This is a genomic window from Cellulomonas sp. Y8 (genome assembly GCF_008033115.1).
Classification (GTDB): domain Bacteria; phylum Actinomycetota; class Actinomycetes; order Actinomycetales; family Cellulomonadaceae; genus Cellulomonas.
The window spans coordinates 2,297,253-2,323,594 of record NZ_CP041203.1 but is presented as its reverse complement, the minus strand read 5'-3'; the positions used below and the strand labels follow the sequence as shown (position 1 = coordinate 2,323,594).

Sequence of the window (26,342 nt, the reverse complement as noted above, 5' to 3'; positions counted from 1 at the left end):
ACTCAGAAGCAGGGGAAGACGATCATGCACACGAACATGAGGCGAGCGGTCCACACCGCTCTGCTGACCGGCGGCCTCGTCGTCGCCGGGGCCGTGTCGGCCTACGCCGCCGACGACGACGGCCTGCTGTCCGGCCTCGGGATCGAGGCACCCGTCGACGTCTCCGTGGACGTGACCGGCCTCGCCGCCGGCGTCCTCGGGGATGCGACGACCACCGCCGCGGCACCCGCGGCCGCGCCCGCCGCCCCGGCGGCGCCCGCCCCGGCGGCCGACGCCGGCGGGGGGAGCTCCGAGGGGGTGGCCTCCGGCACCGCCGTGGCCGCCCCGGTCAGCGTCCCGGTGGACGTCTCGACGGTCGCCGTCGGCGTCCTCGGCGACGCGTCCGCGACGGCGCTGGCCGCTCCGGCCGCGCCCGCCACCGCCCCGACCGCCACGGCCGGGGGCGGGGACGGGGGGATCGCCTCCGGGACCGGCGTCGCCGCCCCGGTGAGCATCCCGGTCGACGTCGACGGGGTCGCCCTCGGCGTCCTCGGCGACGCCAGCACCACCGGTGGCACTACGCCCGCCGTCGGCGGCACCGCGGCACCGACCGCCACGTCCGGCGGCGGGGACGCCGAGGGCATCGGCTCCGGCACCGCGGTGGCCGCGCCGATCAGCGTCCCGATCACCGTCGGGAACGTGGCGCTCGGCGTGCTGGGCGACGGAACGGTGTCGTCCACCGGCACCGGCACCGGGAGCACCGCCGGCGGCCCCACGGCCGAGGCCGGCACCGGGAACGCCGACGGCGCGCTCGCGGGCACCAGCGTCGCGGCTCCGATCAGCGTCCCGATCACCGTCGGGGACGTCGCGCTCGGCCTGATCGGCGACGCGAGCACCACGTCGACCGGCACCGGCACCACCGGCACCGGTGGCCCGACCGCCGAGGCCGGCACCGGCGACGCCGACGGCACCGGCTCCGGCATCGCCGTGGCCGCGCCGATCAGCATCCCGATCACCGTCGGCGACGTCGCGCTCGGCCTGGTCGGCGACGCGAGCACCACGTCGACCGGCACCGCCGGCACCGGCACCCCCACCGCCGAGGCCGGCGACGGCGACACCGACGGTCCGCTGTCCGGCATCGGCATCGCGCTGCCGGTCACCGTGCCGGTCTCGATCGGCGACCTCGCGCTCGGCGTGGCCGGCGACGCGGCGGTGGTCGACCCGGGCACCGGGACCGCCCCGGGCACCGGCACCGACCCCGGCACCGGCACCGGCACCGACCCGGGCACCGGCACCGGCACCGACCCGGGCACCGGCACCGACCCCGGCACCACGGGCCCCGGCGCCACCACCGACGACGGCACCACCACGGTCGCCGACGTCGGCTTCACCTCCGAGGTCCTCGCCGCGGCCGACCTGGCCGCCGCCCTGGACCGCTCGGCGGCGACGGCGGCGGCGACCGTGCCGGCCGCGCTGGCCCCGACGGGCGCTCCCGCCGCCCTGACGGTGCTGGCCGCGCTCGGCCTGGTGGGCCTCGGCCTGCTGCTCCGCCGCATCCCGCGGGTGGCGCTCACCTGACCGCCCGCCACTGAACCCGTCGGCCGGCGGCGGATGCGGGTCCTCCGCCGGCCGACGGACCTCGTGGTCCCCGGACCCCGCAGCTCGGGGCGGCTCTCGCTGACGCCGACCCCGGAACCGAAGGAAGGGAGTGGAACCGGCCACCGCGGCCGGCGACGGGTGCGGGCCCGTCGCCGGCCCGCGGCACGCCCACGAGGCGTGCGAGGGACCGCGGCGTCAGGAGGCGCGGAAGGACCGCGCCATCTCGCGCTGCTCGTCGAGCACCTCACCGATCCGGGCCTGGACCTCGTCCATGCGCCGGATCGTCGTGCTGACCGACTCGATCCCCCGGGACACCGCGGCGGTGTTCGCCTGGATGTCCGCGACCTGCTGCTCGACGCGCGACGTCGCGGTCGACGTGCCGCCGGCGAGGTCCTTCACCTCGGTGGCGACGACCGCGAACCCGCGACCGGCCTGCCCGGCGCGGGCGGCCTCGATCGTGGCGTTCAGGGCGAGCAGGTTGGTCTGGTCCGCGATCGACGAGATGACCCGGATGACGTCCCCGACGGCGGAGGACGACGCCTCGAGCGTGCGGACCTCCTCGGCCATGGCGGCGGTCTGCGCGACGGCCTCCTCGGCGACCCGGACGGCCTCGGACGCGCTCTCCGACAGCCGGGCGACGCTGCCGAGCAGCGCCTCGGACGCGGCGCGGTCCCGCTGGGCGGCGCGCAGGATGTCGACCCGCTGGGACACCAGGCGCGCCACGTTGCGGAGCGAGCCGCGCCGGCTGTCGGTGAGCTCGATGGTCGCGGTGGTGAAGAAGTCCATCGTCCCGAGGACCTCGTCGCCGACGATCACCGGGATGCACACCCCCGAGCGCACGCCGGCGCGCTGCGCGGCGGGTGCCCGCACGCAGTCGGTGAGCTCGCCGAGGTCCCGGACGAACACGAGGTCCCGGGCCCGCCAGGCGCGCCCGGCCAGCCCCACGCCCTCGGCGAAGCTCGCCGCGAGCGTGACGCGGCGGAACTCCTCGCCCGCGGTGCCGGACTCCACCTGGAACCGCAGCACGCGCGCCTCGGGATCGACCGCCCAGTAGGAGCCGTAGTCCCAGCCGAACTCCTCGCGCACCGTGTCGAGGGCGACGCGCAGCGCCTGCTCCTCGTCGGTGCACTGGCCGACCTTCGAGACCGACGCGGTCACGGCCTGCTGGTCGCGCGCGACCTGGGCGATCTCGTCCGCGGCGCGGCGCGCCTCCAGCGCCTGCGAGACCGTCCGGGCCAGCACGTCGAGGACGAGCACCTGCGCGGGCCCCTCCGAGCGGCGCTCGGTGGACAGGAAGTCCAGCACCGCCACGACCTCGCCGCGGTGCCACAGCGGCATGGTCATCGCGCCGCGGGCACCGGCCCGCAGGAACGCCTCGCCGCGGGTGCAGTTGGTCGCGTGCTCGTTCAGGTCCGCGACCGGCAGCACGCCGTCCCGCTGCCACGCGAGCCCGCACAGCCCGACGCCCTTGGGCATCCGGTAGCCCGGCGTCATCTCGGTGAGCTCGCGGGACAGGTGCCCCGTCTGCGCGACGAACACGAGCGCGCCCTCGGCCGGGTCGACCCGCCAGGCCGACGCGTACGCGAAGCCGAGGGCGCCCCGGATCGTCTCGACGATGTCCCCCAGGTCGCCGTCGCCCGACGAGCCGAGCGCGCGGACCACGTCGTCCAGCGCCCGGAGCTCCCGCTCCACGTCGGCGCCCTGCGCCGGCTCGGCCGCGGATCCCCGCCGCCCCCTGAGACCCGCCATGTCCGTACCCCTCGCTGCTGTGCCCGTGCGCCTGGTGCGTCTGCTCCGCACGGCTCCCCCGAGTGGCCTCCGCATCGGCAGCCACGGTCGCCGCGTGAGGGATCGGGCGAGCGCTCTCCCCGTCCGGCCGCACGGCGTCACCCGCCCGAGCGCGGCTCCGGGGTCGTTCCCGGCCGCCTGACCTGCCCCGACGGGGGAGGGCGGTCCGCGGGGCGTCGGCCGCGGATCACCCGATCGCCCGTCGTGGGAGGATGCGGCCCATGCCCGCGCACGAGAGCAGCCCGTCCGCCGCGCCCGCCGCCCGCACGTCGCTCGCCGACGTCGAGCCGCCGATCGCGCTCGGCCCGCTGGACGGCCGGTACCGCCGGACCGTCGCGGCCCTGGTCGACCACCTGTCCGAGGCGGCGCTGAACCGCGAGCGGGTGCACGTCGAGGTCGAGTGGCTGATCCACCTGACCACCCACGGCGTGGTCCCGGGCGCCCCGGCGCTCTCCGACGCGGAGCAGGCGTACCTCCGGGCGGTCGTCACGGGGTTCGGCGCCGACGACGTCGCCCGCCTGGCCGAGATCGAGCGCACCACCGTGCACGACGTGAAGGCGGTCGAGTACTTCCTCAAGGAGAAGATCGCCGCGGCGCCGTCGGTGCTCGGCGAGGGCACGGTGCTGCCGTCGGTCTCCGAGCTCGTGCACTTCTGCTGCACCAGCGAGGACATCAACAACCTGTCGTACTCGCTCATGGTCCGCGGGGCCGTGCGGGACGTGTGGCTGCCCGCCGCGACCGGCCTCGTCGACGACCTCGCCGCCACGGCGCGCGACCTCGCCGACGTGCCGATGCTCGCGCTGACCCACGGCCAGCCCGCGACGCCCACCACGCTCGGCAAGGAGCTCGCGGTCCTCGCGCACCGGCTGCGCCGCCAGCTGCGTCGGGTCGAGGGCGCGGAGTACCTGGGCAAGCTCAACGGCGCGACCGGCACCTACGGCGCGCACGTGGTCGCGGTCCCCGGCGCGGACTGGCCCGAGGTCAGCCGCACGTTCGTCGAGCACCTGGGCCTCACCTGGAACCCGCTGACGACGCAGATCGAGTCGCACGACTGGCAGGCCGAGCTGTACGCCGACGTGGCGCGGTTCAACCGGGTGCTGCACAACCTCGCGACCGACGTGTGGTCCTACATCTCCCGCGGCGTGTTCACCCAGATCCCGGTCGCCGGGGCGACGGGCTCGTCGACGATGCCGCACAAGGTGAACCCGATCCGGTTCGAGAACGCCGAGGCGAACCTCGAGCTGTCCTGCGCCCTGCTCGACTCGCTCGGCGCGACGCTGGTCACCAGCCGCCTGCAGCGCGACCTCACCGACTCCACCACGCAGCGCAACATCGGGCCCGCGTTCGGGCACTCGCTGCTCGCGGTCGACAACGTGCGCCGCGGCCTCGCCGCGCTGTCGGTGGACCGCGACCTGCTGGCGCGGGAGCTCGACCAGAACTGGGAGGTCCTGGGCGAGCCCGTCCAGTCGGCGATGCGCGCGGCCGCGGTCGCGGGGGTCACCGGCATGGAGAACCCGTACGAGCGGCTCAAGGAGCTGACCCGCGGCCGCCGGCTCACGGCGGACGACATGCGGGAGTTCATCGCGGGCCTGGGCCTGCCGGCGGACGTCGAGGCCCGCCTCCAGGCGCTGACCCCGGCCGGCTACACGGGCCTGGCGGCCGACCTCCTCCGGTACCTGGACGCCTGACCCCCGCTCGGCGCGGGACCGCCGCGTTCGGTGGCTCCCGCCCGGTTCGGTGGCTGGAGGTACCGAACTCGGCGGCAGGCACCGAACTCGCGCGATGCGCGGGCCGCGGCGGGCCCGCGCGTCAGCGCGCCTGGGTCGAGAGCGCCGGGCGCGGGACCTCGACCGCCGCCAGGTCCGCCAGGGCGGCGGCGTACGCCGCGGCGTCGCCCGCGCGGGCGGCCTCGCGGGCGCGGACGGTCGGGGCGTGCAGCGCGGACCGCACCCGGCGACGCAGCGCGCGGGCCTCGCGCTCGGGCAGGCCGTCGGCGGCGAGCCCCAGCTCCTCCAGCACCCGGCGGCGCTCGGCCACGACCGGCGGGTTCCACTGCCGGGTGCGCAGGTCGCGCTCGAAGGTCGCGGCCTGCTCCTCGACCAGCGCGCGCGCCTCGGCGACGGTGGCGGAGTGCCCGTCGGGGGCGTGCTCGGCGACGGTGGTGAGGCTGACCAGCCGGACGCCGGGCAGCTCGCCGACGGCCGGGTCGACGTCGTGCTGCAGGGCGAGGTCGAGGACGGCCAGCGGGCGGGCGCCGAGGGCCGCCTCGGCCGACCGGGCCCGGATCAGCGCGTCGACGTCGAGGACCGCGCCGGAGGCGCCGCTGCACGCCACGACCAGGTCGACCCCGGCGAGGCTGGCCGCGAGGTCGTCGGTGGCGGCGGTGACCCCGCGCTGCGCGGCGAACTGGCCCGCGCGCCCGCTGGCCGAGTAGACGAGCACGTCCTGGCAGCCGCGGGCCTTGAGGGCGGCGAGGCTGGCGCCGGCGTAGGAGCCGGTGCCGATGAGCAGGCAGCGGACGTCCGACCAGTCGGGCAGGCCGTCCTCGACCAGGTCGAGCGCGACGCCCACGACCGAGCGGCCGGCGGCGCCCAGCCCCGTGCGGCCCTCGACGGCGCGGGACGCGCGGGAGGCGGACTGGAACAGGCCCTCGAGGTCGGAGGTCGTCGTCCCGTCGCGGCGGGCGGCGGTGAGCGCGCGGCGGACCTGGCCCGCGATCTCCCGCTCCCCGACGACCATCGACTCCAGGCCGGAGGCGACCGCGAACAGGTGCTCGACGACCCGGGGTCCGGTGGCGGGGGCGAGCGCGTCCGCGACGCGCTCCGCGGTGTATCCGGAGCGGGCGGCGACCGTGCCGGCCACGGCGGTGCGGGCGGCGCCGGCGTCGGCCGCGTCGGCGACGTCCAGGTACAGCTCGAAGCGGTTGCAGGTCGCCAGGACGACCGCCCCCGCGATCGACTCCGAGGCCGTCACGATCTCCCGCCCGACGGCGTGGGTGTCGGCGGACAACCGCTCCAGCACGGACAGGTCGAGGTCGTGATGGCTGGCCACCAACGACAGCATCACCACGCCAAGAATTTAATCACTCCAGGGAAGACGGGGCACAATCGTCCCGATGTCGACTCCGTCACGCCCCGACGCGCCCGCGAGCGCCCCGGCGACCCCCGCCCCCGCCCTCCCGTCGCTCCCCGACGGCACCGGCCTGCCCGCCGACCACCCGCTGGTGGACGGCCGCACGGCGCACGCGCCGCTGGTGGACGCGTACCGCGGCCGCACGCCGGGCCGCCGCCCGGTGTGGTTCATGCGCCAGGCCGGCCGGTCGCTGCCGGAGTACCGGGAGGCCCGGAAGGGCACCGCGATGCTCGACGCCTGCCTGACCCCGGACCTGGCGTCGGAGATCACCCTGCAGCCGGTCCGCCGGCACGGCGTGGACGCGGCGATCTTCTTCTCCGACATCGTCATCCCGCTGCGCCTCGCGGGCGTGGACGTCGACATCCAGCCGGGCGTCGGCCCGGTGATGGGCTCCGCGGTGCGCACGGCGGACGACGTCGCGCGGCTGCGCGCCGAGCACCCCGCCGAGTCGCTGACCGCCGAGGTGCTGGCCCCGGTCGTCGAGGCCGTCCGGCTGACGACCGCCGCGCTCGGGTCGACCCCGCTGATCGGGTTCGCGGGCGCGCCGTTCACGCTGGCCGCCTACCTGGTCGAGGGCCGGCCGTCCCGGGACCACCTGGCCGCGCGCACCCTCATGCACGCGGACCCGGGCACCTGGCGCGCGCTCACCGAGTGGGCCGCCGACGTGACCGGCGCGTTCCTGCGGGCGCAGGTGCTCGCCGGGACCAGCGCGGCGCAGCTGTTCGACTCCTGGGCGGGCTCGCTCTCGCTCGCGGACTACACCGCCCGCGTGGCGCCCGCCTCGACCCGGGCGCTGTGCGCACGTCGCCGACGTCGGCGTGCCGCGCGTGCACTTCGGCACGGGGACCGGCGAGCTGCTGGCCGCGATGCGGGACGTGGGCGCCGACGTCGTCGGCGTCGACCACCGGATCGGCCTCGACGAGGCGGTCCGTCGGCTCGACGGCCGCGTGCCGGTGCAGGGCAACGTCGACCCGGCGCTGCTCGCCGCCCCGTGGCCGGTGCTGGAGGCGCACGTGCGGGACGTCGTGGCGCGCGGCGCCTCGGCCCCGGGCCACGTGGTGAACCTGGGCCACGGCGTGCCGCCGGAGACCGACCCCGACGTGCTGACCCGCGTCGTGGCGCTGGTGCACGAGCTCTGAGGTAGGGGTCCGGTCCCACCCCCCGGTCACCGGGACGCGGCAGGCTGGACGGATGAGGAAGGACGCGGACACGAACGACGACGACCGGGCGCCCGGCACCGCACGCCCCGCCGACCCGGCGGCACCCCCGGGAGCGGCCTGGGACGCGCTCGTCGTCGGTGGCGGCGTCGCGGGCCTGGTCGCGGCGCGCGAGCTGGCCCTCGCCGGCCTGCGCCCGCTGGTGCTCGAGGCGTGGGGGTCGCCCGGCGGCGTCGTCGGGCGGCACGAGGTGGACGGCCTGTCCCTCGACGCCGGCGCCGAGTCGTTCGCCACCCGCGGCGGCGTGGTCGCGGCGCTGGCCGACGAGCTCGGGCTCGCCGACCGGGTGGTGACGCCCGAGAGGCACGGCGCGTGGGTGCGGCTGCCCGGCGGCGCCGGCCCGCTCCCCCGCACGGGGCTGCTGGGCATCCCGGCCGACCCGTGGGCGCCGGACGTCCGCCGCACGATCGGGCTCGCGGGCGCGCTGCGCGCCTCGCTCGACCGCGTCCTGCCCGCGCGGGTCGGGACCGCGGACGGCACGACCCTCGGCGCCCTCGTGCGCGCCCGGGCCGGGCGGCGGGTGCTGGACCGGCTGGTCCGGCCGGTCGTGGCCGGCGTGCACGCGGCGGAGCCCGACGACGTCGCGGCCGACGCCGTGGCCCCCGGACTGGTCGCGGCCGTGCGCCGCGAGCGGTCGCTCGGCCGCGGGGTGGCGGCGCAGCGCGCGCTCGCCCCCGCCGGCTCCGCGGTCGCGGGGTTCCGCGGCGGGCTGCACGTGCTGGTCGACGCGCTCGTCGCGGACGTCCGGGCGCGCGGCGGCGCGGTGCGCACCGGGGCGTCCGTCCGGTCGGTGACCCGCGACGGCGAGGGGTTCGTCGTCGCCGTCGACGGGCCGGACGGGTCCGCGACGCTCGCGGCCCCCCGCCTCGTCGTCGCCACCCCCCGCGCCGTCGACCTGCTGGCCGGCGTCGCCCCGGGCGTGTCGGGCCTGACGACGGACCCGGGCGCGGACATCGTGCTCGTGACCCTGGTGCTGGACGCCCCGGAGCTGGACGCCGCCCCGCGCGGCACCGGCGTCCTGGTCGCCCGGGGCGTCGCCGGCGTGCGGGCGAAGGCGCTGACGCACGCGACGGCGAAGTGGGCGTGGCTCGCCCAGGCGGCGGGCCCCGGCCGGCACGTCGTGCGCCTGTCCTACGGCCGGGCCGGCGAGGACGGGGCGGACGCGCTGCCGCGCGACCTCGACGCGCTCACCGACCTCGCGGTGCGGGACGCCGCGGCCGTGCTCGGCGTCCCCCTGCGCCGCGAGCAGGTCCGCGCCGCCGCCCGCGTCCGCTGGCGCCAGGGGCTGCCCGTCCCCAGCGCCGCGCACCGGGCGACCGTGCGGCGGGTCCGGGAGGCCGTCGCCGGCGTGCCCGGCCTCGCCGTGGTGGGCGCGTGGGTGTCCGGCAACGGCCTCGCATCCGTCGTCCCCGACGCCCGCGCGACCGCGGCGGCGCTCGCCTCGTCCGCCCTGCCCGCCGACCCCACCCGCACCCCACCCCCGGAGGCCTGACCCGTGCACCGCAGCCCACGACCCGCGGTTTCGACAGATCCGCGCGGGGTGGCCGAGACTGGGGACATGCCCCAGACGGTCCGGGTCGGCACCCGTGCGAGCGCGCTCGCCCTCACCCAGACGGGGCACGTGGCCGACGCGCTGACCGCGCTCGGCGCCGGCCCGCACGAGCTGGTGCGCGTCCGCACGGACGGCGACCGGCTCACCGGGTCGCTGGCCACCCTGGGCGGCACCGGCGTGTTCGTGACCGCGCTGCGGGACGCCCTGCTCGACGGGCGCTGCGACGTCGCGGTGCACTCGTTCAAGGACCTGCCGACCGCCGTGGCCCCCGGGCTCGTGGTCGCGGCGGTGCCCGTCCGTGAGGACCCGCGGGACGCGCTGTGCGCGCGCGACGGCCGCACGCTGGCGACGCTGCCCGAGGGCGCGGCGGTCGGCACCGGCTCCCCCCGGCGCGCCGCGCAGCTGCGGGCCGCGCGCCCCGACCTGCGGGTGGTCGACATCCGCGGCAACGTCGACACCCGGCTGCGCCGGATCGAGGACGACCTCGACGCGGTCGTGCTCGCCCGCGCGGGCCTGGCGCGGCTCGGGCGGCTGGACGCCGTCACCGACGCGCTGCCGTTCGACGTGATGACCCCGGCGCCCGCCCAGGGCGCGCTGGCGGTCGAGGTCCGCGCCGAGGACGCCGCCGCCGGCACGCCCCTCGCCCGGGCGCTGGCCGCCCTGGACCACCGGCCCACGCACCTCGCCGTGCTCGCCGAGCGCGCGCTGCTCAGCCGGCTCGAGGCGGGCTGCGCCGCCCCGGTGGGCGCGCACGCGCGGCTGGGCGCGGACGACGTGCTGGCGCTGGAGGCGGTCGTGCTCCGCACCGACGGCACCGAGGCGCTGCGCCGCACCGCGTCGACGACGCTGGCGGGCGGCGCGACGGGTCCGGCGGACGCGGACCCCGCCGCGGCCGCCGGCCGGGTCGCGCTCGCCGCGGCCGCCCTCGGCACCCGGCTCGCCGAGGACCTGCTCGACGCGGGCGCCGCCGAGCTCGCGGAGCTGGGCGCGTGACGGGCGCCGACGGCACCCCCGCGACCGCGCACGCCCGCCCGGCCGGACCGCTGTCCGGCCGGACCGTCCTCGTCCCGAGGGCCACCGAGGGGCCGGACCCCCTGGTCATCGCCCTGCACGCGGCCGGCGCCCGGCCGCTGGTCGTCCCGCTGATCCAGACCGTCCCGCCGTACGACCCCACCGAGCTCGACGACGCTCTGCTCGCGCTCGAGGTCGGCTACTACGGCTGGGTCGCGGTCACGAGCGCCGCGGCGGTGCCCGTGCTCGAGGACCGTGCGGAGGAGACCGGGCACACGCTCGCGGCGCTGCTCGACGGCGTCCGGGTGGCCGCCGTCGGCGGCAGCACCGCCCGGGCGCTGCGCGAGGCGGGCGTCCGCGTCGACCTGGTGCCGACCGGGCGGTCGTCGGCCGTCGCGCTGCTGGCGGCCTGGCCGGCCCCCGGCGAGGACCCGGCCCGGGTGCTGCTGCCGCTCGGCGACCTCGCCGCGCCGACGATGGCCGAGGGCCTGACCGCGCGCGGCTGGCCGGTCGACGTCGTCGTCACCTACCGCACCGTCCCCGGCCCGGCCCCCGAGCCGGAGGTGCGCGACGCGTACGCCGCCGGGCAGGTGGACGCGGTCCTGCTCACCTCGGGCAGCACCGCCCGCAACCTGCTCGCCATGCTCGGCGCCCCGCCCGCGGGCACGCTGGTGTGCTGCATCGGCGACTCGACCGCGGCCGAGGCCCGGCGCGCCGGGCTGCCGGTGCACGCGGTCGCCGACGACCAGACCCCGGGCGGCCTCGTCGCCGCCCTCGCGCGCGCCGCCGCGGCGCGGGACGACGCCCAGGACGCGGGCGCCCCCACCCCCACCGACGAGAGCCCGGCCGCGGCCCACCCCGCCGCGCCGGACGACACCCCCGCCGCCGCACCCCGGGCGGCCCACCCGGACGGAGAGCACGCATGACCGCACCCGCACCCGACACCCCGACCCTCCCGCTGTCGCCGGCCGCGGCCGTCGCCGCCGCGCGACCGGGCCGGGTCCGCCCGCGCCGGATGCGCGGCACCGCCGCCCTCCGCCGCTCCGTCAGCGAGGTGCGGCTCCACCCCGCCGACCTGGTGCTGCCGATGTTCGTCAAGGAGGGCCTGGACGAGCCGGCGCCGATCGCGTCGATGCCCGGTGTCGCCCAGCACACCCGCGACTCCCTGCGCCGGGCCGCCGCCGAGGCCGCCGCGGCCGGGGTCGCCGCGGTGAACCTGTTCGGCGTCCCGCTCACCCGGGACGCGGTCGGCTCCGGGGCGACCGACCCCGACGGCGTGCTCAACCGCGCGATCGCCGACGTCCGCGCCGAGGTCGGCGACGCGCTGGTGATCCAGGCCGACCTCTGCCTCGACGAGTTCACGGACCACGGCCACTGCGGCGTGCTCACCGCGGACGGCCGGGTGGACAACGACGCGACGCTCGAGCGGTACGCCGAGATGGCGCTGGTCCAGGCCGAGGCAGGCGCCCACGTGGTCGCGCCGAGCGGCATGATGGACGGCCAGGTCGGCGTGATCCGGGACGTCCTCGACGCCGCCGGCCGGGACGACGTGGCCGTGCTCGCCTACGCCGCGAAGTTCGCGAGCGTCCTGTACGGCCCGTTCCGCGACGCGGTGGAGTCGACCCTCGAGGGCGACCGCCGGACGTACCAGATGGACCCGGCGAACCGCCGCGAGGCGCTGCGCGAGGTCGCGCTCGACATCGAGGAGGGCGCCGACCTCGTCATGGTGAAGCCCGCCGGCGCGTTCCTGGACGTGCTGGCCGACGTCGCCGCCGTCAGCACCGTGCCGGTCGCGGCGTACCAGGTGTCCGGCGAGTACGCGATGGTCGAGGCCGCCGCCGCGCAGGGCTGGCTGGACCGCCGCCGCGCGATCACGGAGTCCGTGCTCGGCATCCGCCGAGCGGGCGCCGACCAGGTGCTGACGTACTGGGCCGTCGAGCTGGCCCACTGGCTGCGGGAGGAGTGGCGGTGACCGGGGTGACGAGCAGGGGCACGTCGACGAACGAGGGGCTGTTCGAGCGGGCGCAGGGTGTCGTGCCGGGCGGCGTGAACTCGCCGGTGCGGGCGTTCGGGTCGGTCGGCGGCGCGCCCCGGTTCCTGGCGAGCGCCCGCGGCGCGTACGTCACGGACGTCGAGGGCCGCGAGTACGTCGACCTCGTCGGGTCCTGGGGGCCCGCGCTCCTGGGGCACGCGCACCCGGAGGTCGTCGAGGCCGTCCGCGAGGCCGCCGGCCGGGGCCTGAGCTTCGGCGCGCCGACGCTCGCCGAGGTGGAGCTCGCCGAGGCGGTCCGCGCCCGGGTGCCGGCGGTCGAGCGGCTGCGCCTGGTGTCCACGGGCACCGAGGCGACCATGACCGCGATCCGCCTGGCGCGCGGCGTCACCGGCCGGGACACGGTCGTGAAGTTCGCCGGGCTCTACCACGGGCACTCGGACGGCCTGCTGGCGGCCGCGGGCTCCGGCCTCGCGACGTTCGCGCTGCCCGGGTCGGCCGGCGTCCCCGCCGCGATCGCGGCCGAGACGATCGTGCTGCCGTACAACGACGTCGCCGCCGTGGAGGCCGCGTTCGCCGAGCACGGCACCCGGATCGCCGCCGTCATCACCGAGGCCGCGCCGGCGAACATGGGCGTCGTCCCGCCGGAGCCCGGCTTCAACGCCGCGCTGTCCCGGATCACCCGCGCGCACGGCGCCCTGCTGATCCAGGACGAGGTGCTCACCGGGTTCCGCGTCGGCCCCGCCGGCTGGTGGGGCCTCGAGGCGGCGCGCGAGGGCTGGTCGCCCGACCTGCTGACGTTCGGCAAGGTCGTCGGCGGCGGCATGCCGGTCGCCGCGCTCGGCGGCCGCGCCGAGGTGATGGACGCGCTGGCGCCGGTCGGCCCGGTGTACCAGGCGGGCACGCTGTCGGGGAACCCGGTCGCCGTGGCGGCCGGCCTCGCGACGCTGCGGCTCGCCGACGACGCGGTGTACGCGGCCGTCGACCGGGCGTCCGCGGTGCTGCGCGCGGCCGTGGACGAGGCCCTGACCGCCGTCGGCCTGCCGCACGCGGTGCAGAACGCCTCCAACCTCTTCAGCACCGTGCTCGGCACCGACGCGGGCGCGCGCGACTACGCGCAGATGCTCGCGACCGAGTCGTGGCGCTACCCGGCGTTCTTCCACAGCCTGCTGCGCGACGGGGTGTACGCGCCGCCGTCGGCCTTCGAGGCGTGGTTCGTGTCCGCCGCGCACGACGACGCGGCGCTCGGCCGGGTCGTCGAGGCGCTCCCGGCGGCGGCCCGCGCGGCGGCCGAGGCGGTGCCGCCCGCGGCGTGACCGCTGGCGCACCATTGCCGACCGAGGGGTAGGAATTGCCCTGAGAATGGTTCCTACCCCTCGGTAACATCCCCGATCCCAGGCCGCTGACCTGCACCTTTTCAGGTGTGAAATGTCCGCGTAACACGGGAATGTTCGAAAATCTCAGATCCTGTGCTACTCCTATGACCCACGTCACGGGCGCGCGAGCGCGCTCGTGGTCACGCGACCATCCCCCACGCGGCCGGGGACGCGCCGCCGGGTCACCCCGGGCGGCCGCGCCCCGGCTGGACCTCCTTCAGGGAAGAGGTACACGCATGACTGCGGTTCCCCTCGGCCGCCGGCGCGGCATCGTCTCCGCGGCCGGCCTGGCCGCCACCGCCCTCGTCCTCGCCGCGTGCGGCGGCGGCTCCGACGGCGGCGACGACACGTCGGACGGCGGCGGCTCCGGCGGCGGCTCGCTGCTGATCGGCACGACCGACAAGATCACGACGATCGACCCCGCGGGCTCCTACGACAACGGCTCGTTCGCCGTGATGAACCAGGTGTACCCGTTCCTCATGAACACGCCGTTCGGCAGCCCGGACGTCGAGCCGGACATCGCCGAGTCGGCCGAGTTCACCTCGCCCACCGAGTACACGGTGACCCTGAAGCCGGGCCTCACGTTCGCCAACGGGAACGACCTCACGTCCTCCGACGTGAAGTTCACGTTCGACCGCCAGCTCGCGATCTTCGAGTCGGGCGCGGACGACGGCAACGGCCCCGGCTCGCTGCTCTACAACCTGGACAGCGTCGCGGCCCCGGACGACACCACGGTCGTGTTCACCCTGAAGTCCCCGGACGACCAGGTGTTCCCGCAGATCCTGTCGAGCCCCGCGGGCCCGATCGTCGACGAGGAGGTCTTCGCCGCCGACGCGCTGACCCCCGACGACGAGATCGTCGACGGCCAGGCGTTCGCCGGCCCGTACACGATCACCGGCTACAGCCAGAACGACCTCGTGTCGTACGAGGCGAACCCGGAGTACCAGGGCCTGCTCGGCGCGCCGAAGAACGAGGAGGTCTCGGTCACGTACTACGCCGAGGCGTCCAACCTGAAGCTGGCCGTGCAGCAGGGCGACGTCGACGTGGCGTTCCGCAGCCTGTCCGCGACCGACATCGAGGACCTGCGCGGCGACGACAACGTCAAGGTCGTCGACGGCCCCGGCGGCGAGATCCGCTACATCACGTTCAACTTCAACACGCAGCCGTACGGCGCGACGACGCCGGAGGCCGACGAGGCCAAGGCGCTCGCCGTCCGCCAGGCCGTGGCCGACCTGATCGACCGCGAGGAGATCGCGGACCAGGTCTACAAGGGCACCTACACGCCGCTGTACTCGTACGTCCCGGAGGGCCTGACCGGCGCCACCGAGTCGCTCAAGCCGCTGTACGGCGACGGCGAGGGCGGCCCGGACGCCGACAAGGCCGCGTCGACCCTCGAGGCCGCGGGCGTCGAGACCCCGGTCCAGCTGTCGCTGCAGTACAGCAACGACCACTACGGCCCGTCCTCCGGCGAGGAGTACGCGCTGATCAAGGACCAGCTCGAGTCCACCGGCCTGTTCACGGTCGACCTGCAGACCACCGAGTGGGTGCAGTACGCCAAGGACCGCACCTCGGACGTGTACCCGGCCTACCAGCTCGGCTGGTTCCCGGACTACTCGGACGCGGACAACTACCTGACGCCGTTCTTCCTCACGGAGAACTTCCTGGGCAACCACTACGACAACCAGGAGGTGAACGACCTGATCCTCCAGCAGGCCGTCACCGCCGACGCCGGCGAGCGCACCGCGCTCATCGAGCAGATCCAGGACGCGGTCGCCGCGGACCTGTCCACGGTGCCGTACCTCCAGGGCGCCCAGGTGGCCGTCGTCGGGGCGGACGTGACCGGCGCCGAGGACACCCTCGACGCCTCGTTCAAGTTCCGCTACGGCGCGCTCTCCCTCGGCTGATCCGACCGACACCACGCCCGGCGCGGGCCGCTCACCCGAGCGGCCCGCGCCGCGGCGTCACCGGGAAGAAGAGATGACCTCCACCTCCACCACCGGTCCGCTGCAGCCCACAGGCGCAGCGGACGCGACCGCCGCCGGGGGCGGCGCCACGCCCGGCCGCAAGGAGCCCCGCACCCGGGGCACCGGCGGCGGGCTCGGCCGCTACCTGCTCGTGCGGTTCCTCCTGATCATCCCGACCGTGTTCATCCTGGTCACCGTCGTGTTCGTGCTGATGCGCGCGACCGGCGACCCGATCACGGCCGCCCAGGGCGGGCGCCTGCCCGCCGACCAGCTCGCCGAGCGGATCCACCAGGCCGGCTACGACCGGCCGATCCTCGTGCAGTACGGCGAGTACCTCGGCAACATCCTGCGGGGCGACTTCGGCACCACGCTCAGCGACAGCCGGCCCGTGACCGAGGTGCTCACCACCTTCGGGGCGGCCACCCTGGAGCTCGCGTTCTACGCGCTGCTCGTCGCGTTCGTGGTCGGCATCCCCCTCGGCCTGCTCGCCGCGTACTTCCGCGACCGGTTCCACGACGCCGTGCTCCGCGTGTTCGCCATCGCCTGCTACGCCACGCCGGTGTTCTTCGCCGGCCTGCTGCTCAAGCTCGTGTTCGCGGTGCAGCTCGACTGGCTCCCCGTCTCGGGGCGCGCGTCGACCCGCTCCGAGATCGAGATGCGGCAGCTCGACGACCCGACCGGCATCTACCTGATCGACGCGATCCGCACCGGCAACGGCGAGGTCGTCGCGGACGTGCTCCAGCACGCCGTGCTCCCCGCGATCGCGCTCGGCCTGCTCACCGCGGGCGTGTTCCTGCGGCTCGTGCGCACCAACGTCATCGGCACCCTCGGCTCGGGCTACGTCGACGCGGCCCGGTCGCGCGGCGTCCGCGAGTCCCGGCTGCTGCGCAAGCACGCGTACAAGCCCGCGCTCATCCCGATCATCACCGTGGTCGGCATGCAGGTCGCGATGCTGCTCGTCGGCGCGGTGCTCACCGAGACGACCTTCGAGTGGCGCGGCCTCGGCTTCCAGCTGTCGCAGTACCTGCAGGCGCGCGACTTCGTCGCCGTGCAGGGCATCGTCGTGCTGCTCGCCGTGATCGTCGCCGTGACGAACTTCCTCGTCGACGTGATCGCCGCGCTCATCGACCCGAGGGTGAGGTACTGACATGGCGACCACCCCCGCCGCCCCCGAGGCGGCTCCGGCCGCTCCCGCCGCCCCGGCCCGCCGCGGCTGGCGGCGGCTGCCCGTCGTGCACCAGCTCCGGCAGAGCGTCGGCCTCCAGCGCGGCATGCTGATCGCCGGCCTGGTGCTCACCGGCCTGCTGGTCCTCACCGCGCTGCTCGCGCCGCTGCTCGCCCCGTACGGGTTCAACCAGCTGCGCGACGCCGACGGCCCGTTCGGCGCCCAGCAGCCGCCCTCGGCCGAGCACTGGCTCGGCACCACCGTCGGCGGCTTCGACGTGCTGTCCCGGGTGATCTACGGGTCGCGCACCGCGCTGCTCGTCATGATCATCGCGATCGCCGCCTCGCTGTTCATCGGCGTGCTGCTCGGCCTCGTGTCCGGCTACTTCGGCGGCTGGCTCGACCGGGTGCTCGTCGTGATCGCGGACGCCGTGTACGCGTTCCCGTCCCTGCTGCTCGCGATCGTGCTCGCCATCGTCATCAGCGGCGGCCAGTCCGACATGTGGGGCGGCGTCCTCGCCGCGGCGCTCTCGATCACCGTCGTGTTCACGCCGCAGTACCTGCGGGTCGTGCGGGCGGAGACCATCCGGATCAAGTCCGAGGCCTTCGTCGAGTCGGCCCGCGTCATCGGCGCGAGCAACACCCGGATCATGCTCAAGCACGTGCTGCGCAACGCGACGCGCACGCTGCCGCTGATCATCACGCTGAACGCGTCCGAGGCCGTGCTCACCCTCGCGGGCCTCGGCTTCCTCGGGTTCGGCATCGAGCCGACCCAGGCCGCCGAGTGGGGCTACGACCTCAACCGCGCCATCGCCGACGTCACGTCGGGCATCTGGTGGACCTCGGTGTTCCCGGGTGTCGCCATCGTGCTGTCCGTCCTGGGCATCACCCTGGTCGGCGAGTCCCTGAACGACCTGGCGGACCCGCGGCTGCGCACGCGCCGCGCGTCGGCCGACGTGACCGGGGACGTCGCGGCGACCTCGGTCGTCCCCGGCGGCGCGCTGACCGCCCCCGGTGGCCTGGAGGGCCTCGAGCCCGGGACGGAGGCGGCCCGATGACCGCACGCATCGACACCGCGCCGCACCAGGGCGCCCCGGCCGAGCCGGTCGTCGAGATCACCGACCTGTCGGTGTCCTTCGCGACCGACGCGGGCGACGTCCGCGCCGTCGACGGCGTCTCGCTCAGCGTGGCGGCCGGCGAGGTGCTGGCGGTCGTGGGCGAGTCCGGCTCCGGCAAGTCGGTGACGGCCAAGACCCTCCTGGGCCTGCTGCCGTCCACCGCCACCACCCGGGGCGCCGTCGTGCTGTCCTCCCGGGACGGCGCGGTCCGCAGCGACGTGGTCGCGCTCGACGGCTCGGCGCTCCGCCAGGTGCGGGGCCGGGACGCCGCCATGGTGTTCCAGGAGCCGTCGACCGCGCTCAACCCGGTCTACCCGATCGGCTGGCAGATCGTCGAGGGCCTGCGCGCCCACCAGAAGATCAGCCGGTCCGAGGCCCGGGCCAAGGCCGTCGACATCCTGCGCCGCGTCGGCATCCCCGACCCCGAGCGCCGGATCGACCACTACCCGCACCAGTTCTCCGGCGGGCAGAAGCAGCGCATCGTCATCGCCCAGGCGCTGGTGCTCGACCCCGGCGTGATCATCGCCGACGAGCCCACCACCGCCCTGGACGTGACCGTGCAGGCCGAGATCCTCGACCTGCTCCGGCGCTGCCGCGACGAGTTCGGCGCGGCCATCGTGCTCATCACGCACAACATGGGCGTGGTCGCCGACCTCGCCGACCGGGTCGCCGTGATGTACCAGGGGAAGATCGTCGAGCAGGCGCCGGTGCGCGACCTGTTCGGCGCCCCGCAGCACGCGTACACCCGGTCGCTGCTGGACGCCGTGCCGCGGATCGGCGGCGGTGGCGCGCACGCCCGCGCCCGGGCCGCGGCCCGGCCCGCGGGCTGGGCCGAGCAGGCGCCGGTCGTCGAGGCGCGCGACCTGGAGATCGTCTACCCGGGCCGGCTCCGGCAGCCCGGTTTCCGGGCGGTCGACAAGGTCTCGCTCGCGATCCGGCCGGGCGAGGTCGTGGGCCTGGTCGGCGAGTCCGGCTCCGGCAAGACCACGATCGGGCGGGCGATCGCCGGCCTGACCCGGGTCACCGGCGGGTCGCTGCAGGTGCTCGGGCTGGAGATGAACGGGGTGCGCGAGCGCGCCCTGCGGCCCGTGCGGCCGCGCATCGGGTTCGTGTTCCAGGACCCCGCGACGTCGTTCAACCCGCTGCTCACCATCGCCGAGTGCGTGGCCGAGCCGCTGGTCGTGCACGGCCGGGCGCGCGACGCCCGCGCCGCCCGCGCACGGGTCGACGAGCTGCTGGAGTCCGTCCAGCTGCCGCGGTCCTACGGCGACCGGTTCCCGCACGAGCTGTCCGGCGGCCAGCGCCAGCGCGCGTCGCTCGCCCGGGCGCTCGCGCTCGACCCCGAGCTGCTGATCGCGGACGAGCCCACCTCGGCGCTCGACGTGTCGGTGCAGGCGCGGGTGCTCGAGCTGTTCTCCGAGCTGCAGGAGCAGCTCGGGTTCGCCTGCCTGTTCATCAGCCACGACCTGGCCGTGGTGGACCTGCTCGCCGACCGGATCGCGGTGCTGCACCGTGGCCGGCTGGTCGAGGAGGGCACCGGCGAGGAGGTGCTGGGCGCACCCCGCGAGGAGTACACCCAGCGGCTGCTGGCGAGCCTCCCCGTCCCGGACCCGGACGAGCAGGCCCGGCGGCGCGAGGCGTGGCGGGCGCTCGCCTGACCCAAGCCCCGCCGCGGCACCCGCAGGGGCGCGCACCCGGGACACCCCGGGGGCGCGCCCCTGCGGCGTCCCGCCTCCGGGGGCCTGGCGCCGGCGGTCAGGCGGGGAAGACGCAGAACTCGTCGCCCTCGGGGTCCGCGAGCACGACCCACCCGTCGTGGTGGGCGACCACCGCCGCGCCGCGGGCCACCAGGTCCGCGACGCCCGCAGCGAGGTCCGGCACCGTCAGGTCGAGGTGCACCCGGTTCTTGCCGGTCTTCGGCTCGGGGACGCGCTGGAACCAGATCCGCGGCCCGGGCCCGGGCGGAGCGGGCTCGACGAGCACCGTGGGGTCGTCCTCCGGGTCCTCGACCCCCTCCGCGCGCAGCCGGGCGAGCTCGGCCTCGTCGTACGGCGCGACGCGGTAGCCGTCGAGCGTCCCCGCCCACCAGCGCGCGAGCGAGGCGGGGTGCCGGCAGTCGACGACGACGTCGCGCAGGGCGGCCATGCGCCGAGCCTAGAGCCGGCGGCGCGCACCCGTCAGGCGTCCTCGCGCAGGCAGAGGTAGCCGCTGTCGTCCGCCTCCACGTACCAGGCGGCCTCGAGCGGGCAGGAGTCGAGGACCTCGACCTGCTCGACCGCGAGGAAGGCGTGCGGGTCGCCGCAGTCGACGGGCTCCAGGAACTCGCCGTCGGCCTCGTCCCAGCACGACCCGACGCCGGTGGCGACGTGCGGGAGCACCGTGCCCGGCGCGGCGTAGGACACCACCGCCACGACGCCGACCGCCACGCAGGCGACGAGGCCCCCGGCGGCGCCGAGCCAGCCGCGCGACGAGTACGCCGGCGCGCCCGCGCGGCGCGCGGCCCGGTAGGCGACCGCGGCGCGGACCAGCAGCACGAGCCCGAAGACGAAGCCGCCGGTCCAGATGATCCCGCCGGAGTCGCCGGACGCGAGGATGGTGCTGACGGTCGCGCCGACCAGCACGGCGATCGCGATCCAGAAGGTCCGGGTCGCGCCGCGGCGCGCGTGCAGCCCCTCCTCGGACGCGGGGCCCGGGAACGTCCCGAACGCGGTCGGCTGCGGGAACGCCGCCGGCGCGGGGGCCGCCAGACCAGGGACGGTCTCGCCGGCCGCCGGCGCGGCGGGCCACGTCCCCGCGGTGGCGGACGTCGCGGCCGGGTCGTCGGGCAGCCACAGCTGCCACCCCTCGGGGACCGGCGGCAGGTTCGCGAGGTCCGGCTGCCAGCCGGGCGGGGGCGTCCACCCGGCAGGCGGCTGCGGCCAGGACGGCGGCGGGTTGAAGCGCATGGTCACCTCGGGTGGCTGGCTCGGGCCGGGGCCCGGTGCGCCCCGGCGCGGAGCACGCCGGATCGTTGCACCGGGCAACGGGCGCCCGTGGCGGGATCCGCGTCGATTCATCCGGACGGCGCAGTCGCACGACGTCGGGCGAGTCCCCCCCTGCGCACCGGGATGCCCCGTTCCGCTCAGCACCCGGCCCCCACGTGTCGATAGGTCCCGTGTGGAGCAGGGGACCGGCACCGAGCCCGTCGCGCGGCGCGTGCGCCGCCGCGGCCTGTGGCGCACGGCGCGCCGGGCGTCGGGCGTGCCCTCGGCGCGCCCCGAGGCCGACCGGGCCGACGACTGGTTCGACACCTGGCTGACCGACGCGGTCGACGCGGTCGGCTCCCGCCGCGCGCTGGCGACCGCCGAGGCCGCCGGCTGGACCGTGCTGCACGACCTGCACCGCCCCGGCAGCACCGACGCCACGGTCGAGCACGTCGCCGTGGGCCCGGGCGGGGTCGTCCTCGTCGAGACGCTGCGCTGGACCGGCGAGGTCACCGTGCACGACGGCACGCTGCGGCACCGCGGCTACGGCCGGACGGCGGACGTCGTCGCGGTCGCCGACGCCGCCGGTGCGGTCACGGCGCTGCTGGCCCCGGCGCACCGTCGAGCCGTGCTCGCGGTGGTGTCGCTCGCCGGACGGGACCTGGAGCCCGCGGCGGTGCGGGGCGGGGCGACGGCGGTGGGCGAGCCGCAGCTCGCCGCCCACCTGACCGCGCTGCCGCCGGTGTTCTCCCCGGAGGACGTGACCCTGGTGGCCGAGTACCTGGCCGCCGAGCTCGGCGGCGCCGCGAGCCCCGAGCAGCTGACGGTCGACGACGTGTTCCGGCCCGCGGAGGTGTGGGCGGCCGGCGAGCGCGCCGCCGCCCCGGCCGCTCCGGCGACCCCGGCGACCGGCGCGACGCCGCGGTACACGCAGCCGGCCAACCGGGAGGTCGCCGGGCTGCACGCGGGCCAGGACGAGGACGCGCCCGCCCGGGCCGGGTCGGCCACCGGGCGCGGTGCCGTCGGCGACGGCGTGCTCCGGGTCGGGCTGCTGGTGCTCGGACTGCTCACGGTCGGCAACGTGCTGCTGGCCTGGCTCGACGTCGCCGGCTGACCGCCGCGCGCCGCACCCGCCGTCGCGGCAGCGGGCTGTGACCTGCGTCACGACCGCGCGCCAGCGGGATGAGGCGGCCCGGCCCCGGGGTTCGATCCTCTCGTGAGCCTCCTGATGAGCCCCCTGACGCTGCGCGGCACCACGTTCCGGAACCGGGTCTGGCTGGCGCCGATGTGCCAGTACTCCGCGGACGGCGACGGCGTCCCCACCGACTGGCACCTCGCGCACCTCGGCGCCCGCGCGGTCGGCGGGTTCGGCCTGGTGCTCGCCGAGGCGACCGCGGTCGTCCCCGAGGGCCGGATCTCCCCGGAGGACGTCGGCATCTGGGGCGACGAGCACGTGGTCGCGTGGCGCCGGATCACCGACTTCGTCCGGAGCCGCGGCGCCGTCGTCGGCGTCCAGCTCGCGCACGCCGGGCGCAAGGCGTCGACCTACCGCGGGTTCGGCGAGGGCTCCGGCACCGTCCCCGCCGCGGCCGGGGGCTGGGACACCGTCGCGCCGTCCGCCGTCGCGTTCGACGGGTACGCCGCACCGCAGGAGATGACGCCGGAGCAGGTCGCCGCGGTGCCGGGGCAGTTCGCCGCCGCCACCCGCCGCGCGCTCGACGCCGGCTTCGACCTCGTCGAGGTGCACGCGGCCCACGGGTACCTGCTGCACCAGTTCCTGTCCCCGCTGTCGAACCACCGCGACGACGCCTGGGGCGGCGACCTGGCCGGACGCGCCCGGCTGCTGCTCGACACCGTCGACGCGGTCCGCGCGGAGCTCCCGGAGGACCGCCCGCTGCTCGTGCGCGTCTCCGCGACCGACTGGACCGAGGGCGGGCTCACCGTCGAGGACGTCGCGCAGGTGGCGGTCTGGCTGCGCGAGCACGGGGTCGACCTGGTCGACGTCTCGACCGGCGGCAACGTGCACGCACGCATCCCGGTCGGCCCGGGGTACCAGGTGCCGGCCGCCCGGACGATCCGCGAGGCCGCCGGGATCGCCACCTCCGCGGTCGGCCTCATCACGACGCCGGAGCAGGCGGAGCAGGTGCTCGCCGAGGGCTCCGCCGACGTCGTCATGCTGGGCCGGCCGGCGCTGTTCGACCCGCACTGGCCGCTGCGCGCCGCGCACGCGCTGGACGACAAGACGCCCACGCTCGAGCACGCCGGGGACGCCGCGGCGACGGTGCTGCCGGGCCAGCCGACGGGCTGGCCGGTGCAGTACGCGCGGGGCTCCTGGGGCTGAGCGGGCGAGCCCTCCGACCGGTGAGGTCGTCGCGCCCGCGCTCAGGCCGTCAGGGCACCCGAGGCGAGCAGGTAGGCGAGCAGCGCCGTGGCGGCCGCGCCCACGACGACGGCGAACACCGCGCGCCCGCGCCCGTGGCCGCCGGTCCGCGCCCTGCGGAGCCCCCACAGCCCGAACCAGACCGCGAACGGGCCGAGCGGCCAGATCAGCAGCGCGAACAGGCCGACGTAACCGGCGACGATCGACTGCCAGGACCGGCCCGTCGGGAGCAGCCAGTGCACGGCGTCGCGAGGGCCGGCGCCGAGCCGGGCGGGCTCGGGGTACCAGGGGCCGGCGGGGGCGGCCGCGGCGTAGGCGGGACCGGCGGCGGCGTAGGCGGGACCGGCGGCGTGCGGCGCGGCTGCGCCCGGGCCGACGGCGTACGCCCCCGTGGTCGCGCCCGCGAGCGCGCGGGCGGGCACGACGGCGCTCGCACCGGCGGTCGGAGCGGACGCCGCGCGCTGCCGGGCGTGCGCCGGGGCCCCGGCCGCACGGGCGGCGTGCGCGCCGGGCGACCGGTGCGTGGGGGCGTCCGGGATCGGTCCGCCCGGCAGCGGCGCGGGGACGGGCGCGGGAGTCGGGACCGGCGGGGGCGCCGCGGCGCGCGCCGCCGGGTCCGGCGCGGTGTGCTCGGTCCACGCCGCGCCGTCGAACCAGCGGAGCACCGCGGGCGTCACCCCGTCGGGGTACCACCCGGCGGGCGGGAGCGGCTGCGCCTCGGTCATGCTCTCCCTCTCGGCCGCTCGGGGCCGGGTGATGACCCCCGGACGACCCCGGTCCCCCGTTCGGAGCAGCGGCCGACCCGCTGGCGCGCCGTAACCGTCCGGACACCTTCGGCGCGTACGTTCCCCTCCACCGGTCGCGCGGACGCGCCCGGACGGCCGGACCCGACGGGAGGTGACGCGAGGTGTTCGAGCACGTCGACCCGTTCATCGGCACCGAGGCCACGTCGCTCCCCCCGCAGTCCGGCCTCGCCGCCACCTGGTGGTGGCCGAAGCCGCAGGTGGGCAACACGCACCCCGGCGCGACGTACCCGCTCGGCATGGTCAGCGCGTGCGCGTACTCGGGCGCCTACCCCACGGGGTACGGCCGGTACGACCTGTCGACCGAGGGGCTCCCGCCGGCCCTGCACGCGAGCCAGCGGGCCTCCGGCTTCACGCACTTCCAGCAGTCCGGCACCGGCGCGATCCGCAAGTACTACAACTACGTCCGCGTCACGCCGATGCTGCAGCCGCTCGACGACCTCGGGCAGCTCTGGGAGGTGTCCGACGAGCGCGCCGAGCCGGGCTACTACGCCGCGACCCTCGACTCCGGCATCCGGTGCGAGATCACCGTCGGCCCGAAGTCCGCGGTGCACCGGTACACGTTCCCCGCGCACCGCGACGCCCGGCTGGTCATCGACCTCAGCCTCGGCGGCCTCGACATCCCGTACGGCCGGACCGTGCCGCTGCGGGCGCACCTGGAGTCGGTCGAGCCGGGCGTCGCGCAGGGCGAGATCACCGTCGAGGGCGCGCCGCTCGCGGTGCACGTGGAGTGCGACACCCCGCAGTGGCGGCAGCTGCTCTGGTACGACCGCCGCCTGATGCCGGGCGGTACCCGGCTCGACTTCGACCGGATCCGCCCGACGACGCTGCGGCCGTTCGGCCTCATGTGGGCGGGACCGACCGAGCCGGGCCAGGTCGTCGAGCTGCGGTTCGGCTTCTCGCTGCGCGGCGTCGAGCAGGCGCGCGCCAACCTCGTGCGCGAGTGCGGACCGGGGCCGTCGTCGTTCGCGGAGCGCCGCGCCCGCACGGCGCACGAGTGGCGCCGGCAGCTCGGCAAGGTGCAGGTCGACACCCCGGACCCGGCCAAGCAGACCGTCCTGTCGACGGCGCTGTACCACTCGCTGATCAAGCCCTGCCTGGCGCCGGACGAGAGCCCGTTCTGGCCGACGGACACCCCGTTCGCCTACGACATCGCGACGATGTGGGACATCTACCGCACGCAGCTCCCGCTGCTCACGGCGCTGGTCCCGGACAAGGCCGTCGAGCTCGCGACCGCGATCCTGCACATCGCCGAGGAGGAGGGGAACTTCCCCATCGGCTACCGCATGGCGCGCGGCGCGGACCGGTTCTCCCGGCAGGGCAGCGCGCTCGCGCACACGTTCCTGGCCGACCTGTGCGCGCTGGGCCTGCCGTTCGACTGGGACTGGGCGCTCGTGCACCTGCACAACGACCTGCGCCGGACGTACGGCGAGGAGTTCCTGCTGCACGGCCGCACGCACCCGATCAGCCACACGCTGGACCTCGCGTTCGGCTACTTCTGCACCTCGGTCATCGCCCGGCAGGTCGGCGACCGGACGCTCCTCGACCAGTTCGCCCCGCTCGCCGGCCGGTGGCGGAACGCGTTCGACCCGGCGACCGGGCTGCTCCGCGACTCGACGTTCTACGAGGGCGGCCGGTGGAACTACTCGTTCCGGCTGCTGCACGACATGGCGGCGCGGATCGACCTGGCCGGCGGCGACGACGCGTTCGTGGCGCTGCTGGACCGGTTCTTCGGCTACGGCGCCGACCCCGTGAAGCAGCCCGGCCTCGCGCCGTCCGAGGACGAGATGCTCGCCGGCTACGCGCTGCACCGGTTCGAGGGCCTGAACAACGAGCCGGACATGGAGGCCCCCTGGGCGTACCAGTACGCCGGGCGCCCCGACCGCACCGCCGAGGTGGTGCACGCCGTCACGCAGCAGCAGTTCGGCACCGGCCGGGGCGGCATGCCCGGCAACGACGACTCCGGCGGGCTCTCGTCCTGGTACGTCTGGGCGACTCTCGGGCTGTTCCCGGTCGCCGGCCAGAACCTGTTCCTGGTCAACGCGCCCGCGTGGCGCGAGGCCCGGATCGACGTCGGCGGCAAGCCGTTCACGATCGAGACCAGCGGGTTCGTGGAACCCGAGCCCGACCGCCCGGCCCAGTACGTGCAGCGGGTGCGGCTCGACGGGGTCGAGCTCGACCGCACCTGGCTGACCGGGACCGAGCTGCACGCCGGCGGGCGGCTCCAGGTCGACCTCGGCCGGGAACCGGGGCCGTGGACCGCCTCCGGGCGGCCCCCGTCCCTCAGCACGGGCGCCTGACGGCCC

The 26,342-nt window shown here is 76.7% G+C and carries 19 protein-coding genes and 1 pseudogene; 15 read left to right on the top strand and 5 right to left on the bottom strand.

The features are described from left to right. Window positions 1-36: 36 nt before the first annotated feature. A complete protein-coding gene (locus FKM96_RS10565) occupies window positions 37-1,557 on the top strand; it encodes a DUF320 domain-containing protein (RefSeq protein WP_147795194.1) in 1,521 nt (506 codons plus the stop codon). Between the two features lie 216 nt (window positions 1,558-1,773). On the opposite strand, the gene FKM96_RS10560 is transcribed toward FKM96_RS10565, so the two are convergent. Then, the gene (locus FKM96_RS10560; protein ID WP_210417249.1) at window positions 1,774-3,327 is read right to left on the bottom strand and encodes a methyl-accepting chemotaxis protein; all 1,554 of its coding nucleotides are present in this window, start codon (window positions 3,325-3,327) and stop codon (window positions 1,774-1,776) included. A 260-nt stretch (window positions 3,328-3,587) separates the two neighbouring features. On the opposite strand from FKM96_RS10560, the gene purB reads away from it, so the two are divergent. Next, window positions 3,588-5,054: an adenylosuccinate lyase gene (purB, locus tag FKM96_RS10555; RefSeq protein ID WP_147795192.1), complete on the top strand. Its 1,467-nt coding sequence runs from the start codon at window positions 3,588-3,590 to the stop codon at window positions 5,052-5,054. A 121-nt stretch (window positions 5,055-5,175) separates the two neighbouring features. Here the strand turns inward: purB and FKM96_RS10550 are convergent, their stop codons facing one another. Beyond that, on the bottom strand, window positions 5,176-6,417 hold the full coding sequence (locus FKM96_RS10550; RefSeq protein ID WP_246854924.1) for a glutamyl-tRNA reductase: 1,242 nt from the start codon (window positions 6,415-6,417) through the stop codon (window positions 5,176-5,178). Window positions 6,418-6,481: 64 nt separating this feature from the next. Here FKM96_RS10550 and hemE point away from each other — a divergent pair. From hemE to FKM96_RS10500, 10 genes and pseudogenes are all read left to right on the top strand, one after another. Beyond that, window positions 6,482-7,637, top strand: a pseudogene (gene hemE, locus FKM96_RS10545) (uroporphyrinogen decarboxylase). 52 nt (window positions 7,638-7,689) lie between these two features. Continuing rightward, the gene (locus FKM96_RS10540) at window positions 7,690-9,207 is read left to right on the top strand and encodes an NAD(P)/FAD-dependent oxidoreductase (protein WP_147795191.1); all 1,518 of its coding nucleotides are present in this window, start codon (window positions 7,690-7,692) and stop codon (window positions 9,205-9,207) included. A gap of 66 nt (window positions 9,208-9,273) precedes the next feature. Continuing rightward, the gene (gene hemC, locus FKM96_RS10535) at window positions 9,274-10,260 is read left to right on the top strand and encodes a hydroxymethylbilane synthase (RefSeq protein ID WP_147795190.1); all 987 of its coding nucleotides are present in this window, start codon (window positions 9,274-9,276) and stop codon (window positions 10,258-10,260) included. Beyond that, entirely contained in the window at window positions 10,257-11,204 is a 948-nt protein-coding gene (locus FKM96_RS10530) for a uroporphyrinogen-III synthase (RefSeq protein WP_147795189.1), read from the top strand. The genes hemC and FKM96_RS10530 overlap by 4 nt, the downstream gene beginning before the upstream one ends. Before the next feature lie 89 nt (window positions 11,205-11,293). After that, complete coding sequence (hemB, locus tag FKM96_RS10525) at window positions 11,294-12,250, top strand: porphobilinogen synthase (RefSeq protein WP_246855371.1); 957 nt, start codon at window positions 11,294-11,296, stop codon at window positions 12,248-12,250. Continuing rightward, complete coding sequence (gene hemL, locus FKM96_RS10520) at window positions 12,247-13,584, top strand: glutamate-1-semialdehyde 2,1-aminomutase (protein ID WP_371300412.1); 1,338 nt, start codon at window positions 12,247-12,249, stop codon at window positions 13,582-13,584. Before hemB ends, hemL begins: the two co-directional genes overlap by 4 nt. 296 nt (window positions 13,585-13,880) lie before the next feature. Continuing rightward, window positions 13,881-15,548: an ABC transporter substrate-binding protein gene (locus FKM96_RS10515; RefSeq protein ID WP_147795187.1), complete on the top strand. Its 1,668-nt coding sequence runs from the start codon at window positions 13,881-13,883 to the stop codon at window positions 15,546-15,548. Window positions 15,549-15,621: 73 nt separating this feature from the next. Then, window positions 15,622-16,755, top strand: a complete 1,134-nt coding sequence (locus FKM96_RS10510) for an ABC transporter permease (protein WP_147795186.1) — start codon at window positions 15,622-15,624, stop codon at window positions 16,753-16,755. 1 nt (window position 16,756) lies between these two features. Continuing rightward, complete coding sequence (locus tag FKM96_RS10505) at window positions 16,757-17,830, top strand: ABC transporter permease (protein ID WP_147795185.1); 1,074 nt, start codon at window positions 16,757-16,759, stop codon at window positions 17,828-17,830. Continuing rightward, window positions 17,827-19,548: an ABC transporter ATP-binding protein gene (locus tag FKM96_RS10500; protein ID WP_147795184.1), complete on the top strand. Its 1,722-nt coding sequence runs from the start codon at window positions 17,827-17,829 to the stop codon at window positions 19,546-19,548. The genes FKM96_RS10505 and FKM96_RS10500 overlap by 4 nt, the downstream gene beginning before the upstream one ends. Before the next feature lie 97 nt (window positions 19,549-19,645). Here the strand turns inward: FKM96_RS10500 and FKM96_RS10495 are convergent, their stop codons facing one another. Together FKM96_RS10495 and FKM96_RS10490 are read right to left on the bottom strand one after the other, a co-directional pair. Beyond that, a complete protein-coding gene (locus FKM96_RS10495) occupies window positions 19,646-20,035 on the bottom strand; it encodes a VOC family protein (RefSeq protein ID WP_147795183.1) in 390 nt (129 codons plus the stop codon). A gap of 32 nt (window positions 20,036-20,067) precedes the next feature. Further along, complete coding sequence (locus tag FKM96_RS10490) at window positions 20,068-20,841, bottom strand: hypothetical protein (RefSeq protein ID WP_147795182.1); 774 nt, start codon at window positions 20,839-20,841, stop codon at window positions 20,068-20,070. Window positions 20,842-21,046: 205 nt separating this feature from the next. On the opposite strand from FKM96_RS10490, the gene FKM96_RS10485 reads away from it, so the two are divergent. Beyond that, window positions 21,047-21,967, top strand: a complete 921-nt coding sequence (locus tag FKM96_RS10485; RefSeq protein WP_168216950.1) for a nuclease-related domain-containing protein — start codon at window positions 21,047-21,049, stop codon at window positions 21,965-21,967. Window positions 21,968-22,069: 102 nt separating this feature from the next. After that, on the top strand, window positions 22,070-23,194 hold the full coding sequence (locus tag FKM96_RS10480) for an NADH:flavin oxidoreductase/NADH oxidase (RefSeq protein WP_371300411.1): 1,125 nt from the start codon (window positions 22,070-22,072) through the stop codon (window positions 23,192-23,194). A 41-nt stretch (window positions 23,195-23,235) separates the two neighbouring features. On the opposite strand, the gene FKM96_RS21055 is transcribed toward FKM96_RS10480, so the two are convergent. Next, window positions 23,236-23,958, bottom strand: coding sequence for a DUF2510 domain-containing protein (locus tag FKM96_RS21055; protein ID WP_210417248.1), 723 nt, complete (start codon window positions 23,956-23,958; stop codon window positions 23,236-23,238). 182 nt (window positions 23,959-24,140) lie between these two features. On the opposite strand from FKM96_RS21055, the gene FKM96_RS10470 reads away from it, so the two are divergent. Continuing rightward, window positions 24,141-26,336 (top strand): glycoside hydrolase domain-containing protein, encoded by a 2,196-nt coding sequence (locus FKM96_RS10470; RefSeq protein ID WP_147795180.1) that lies wholly within the window; start codon window positions 24,141-24,143, stop codon window positions 26,334-26,336. Window positions 26,337-26,342 lie beyond the last annotated feature (6 nt).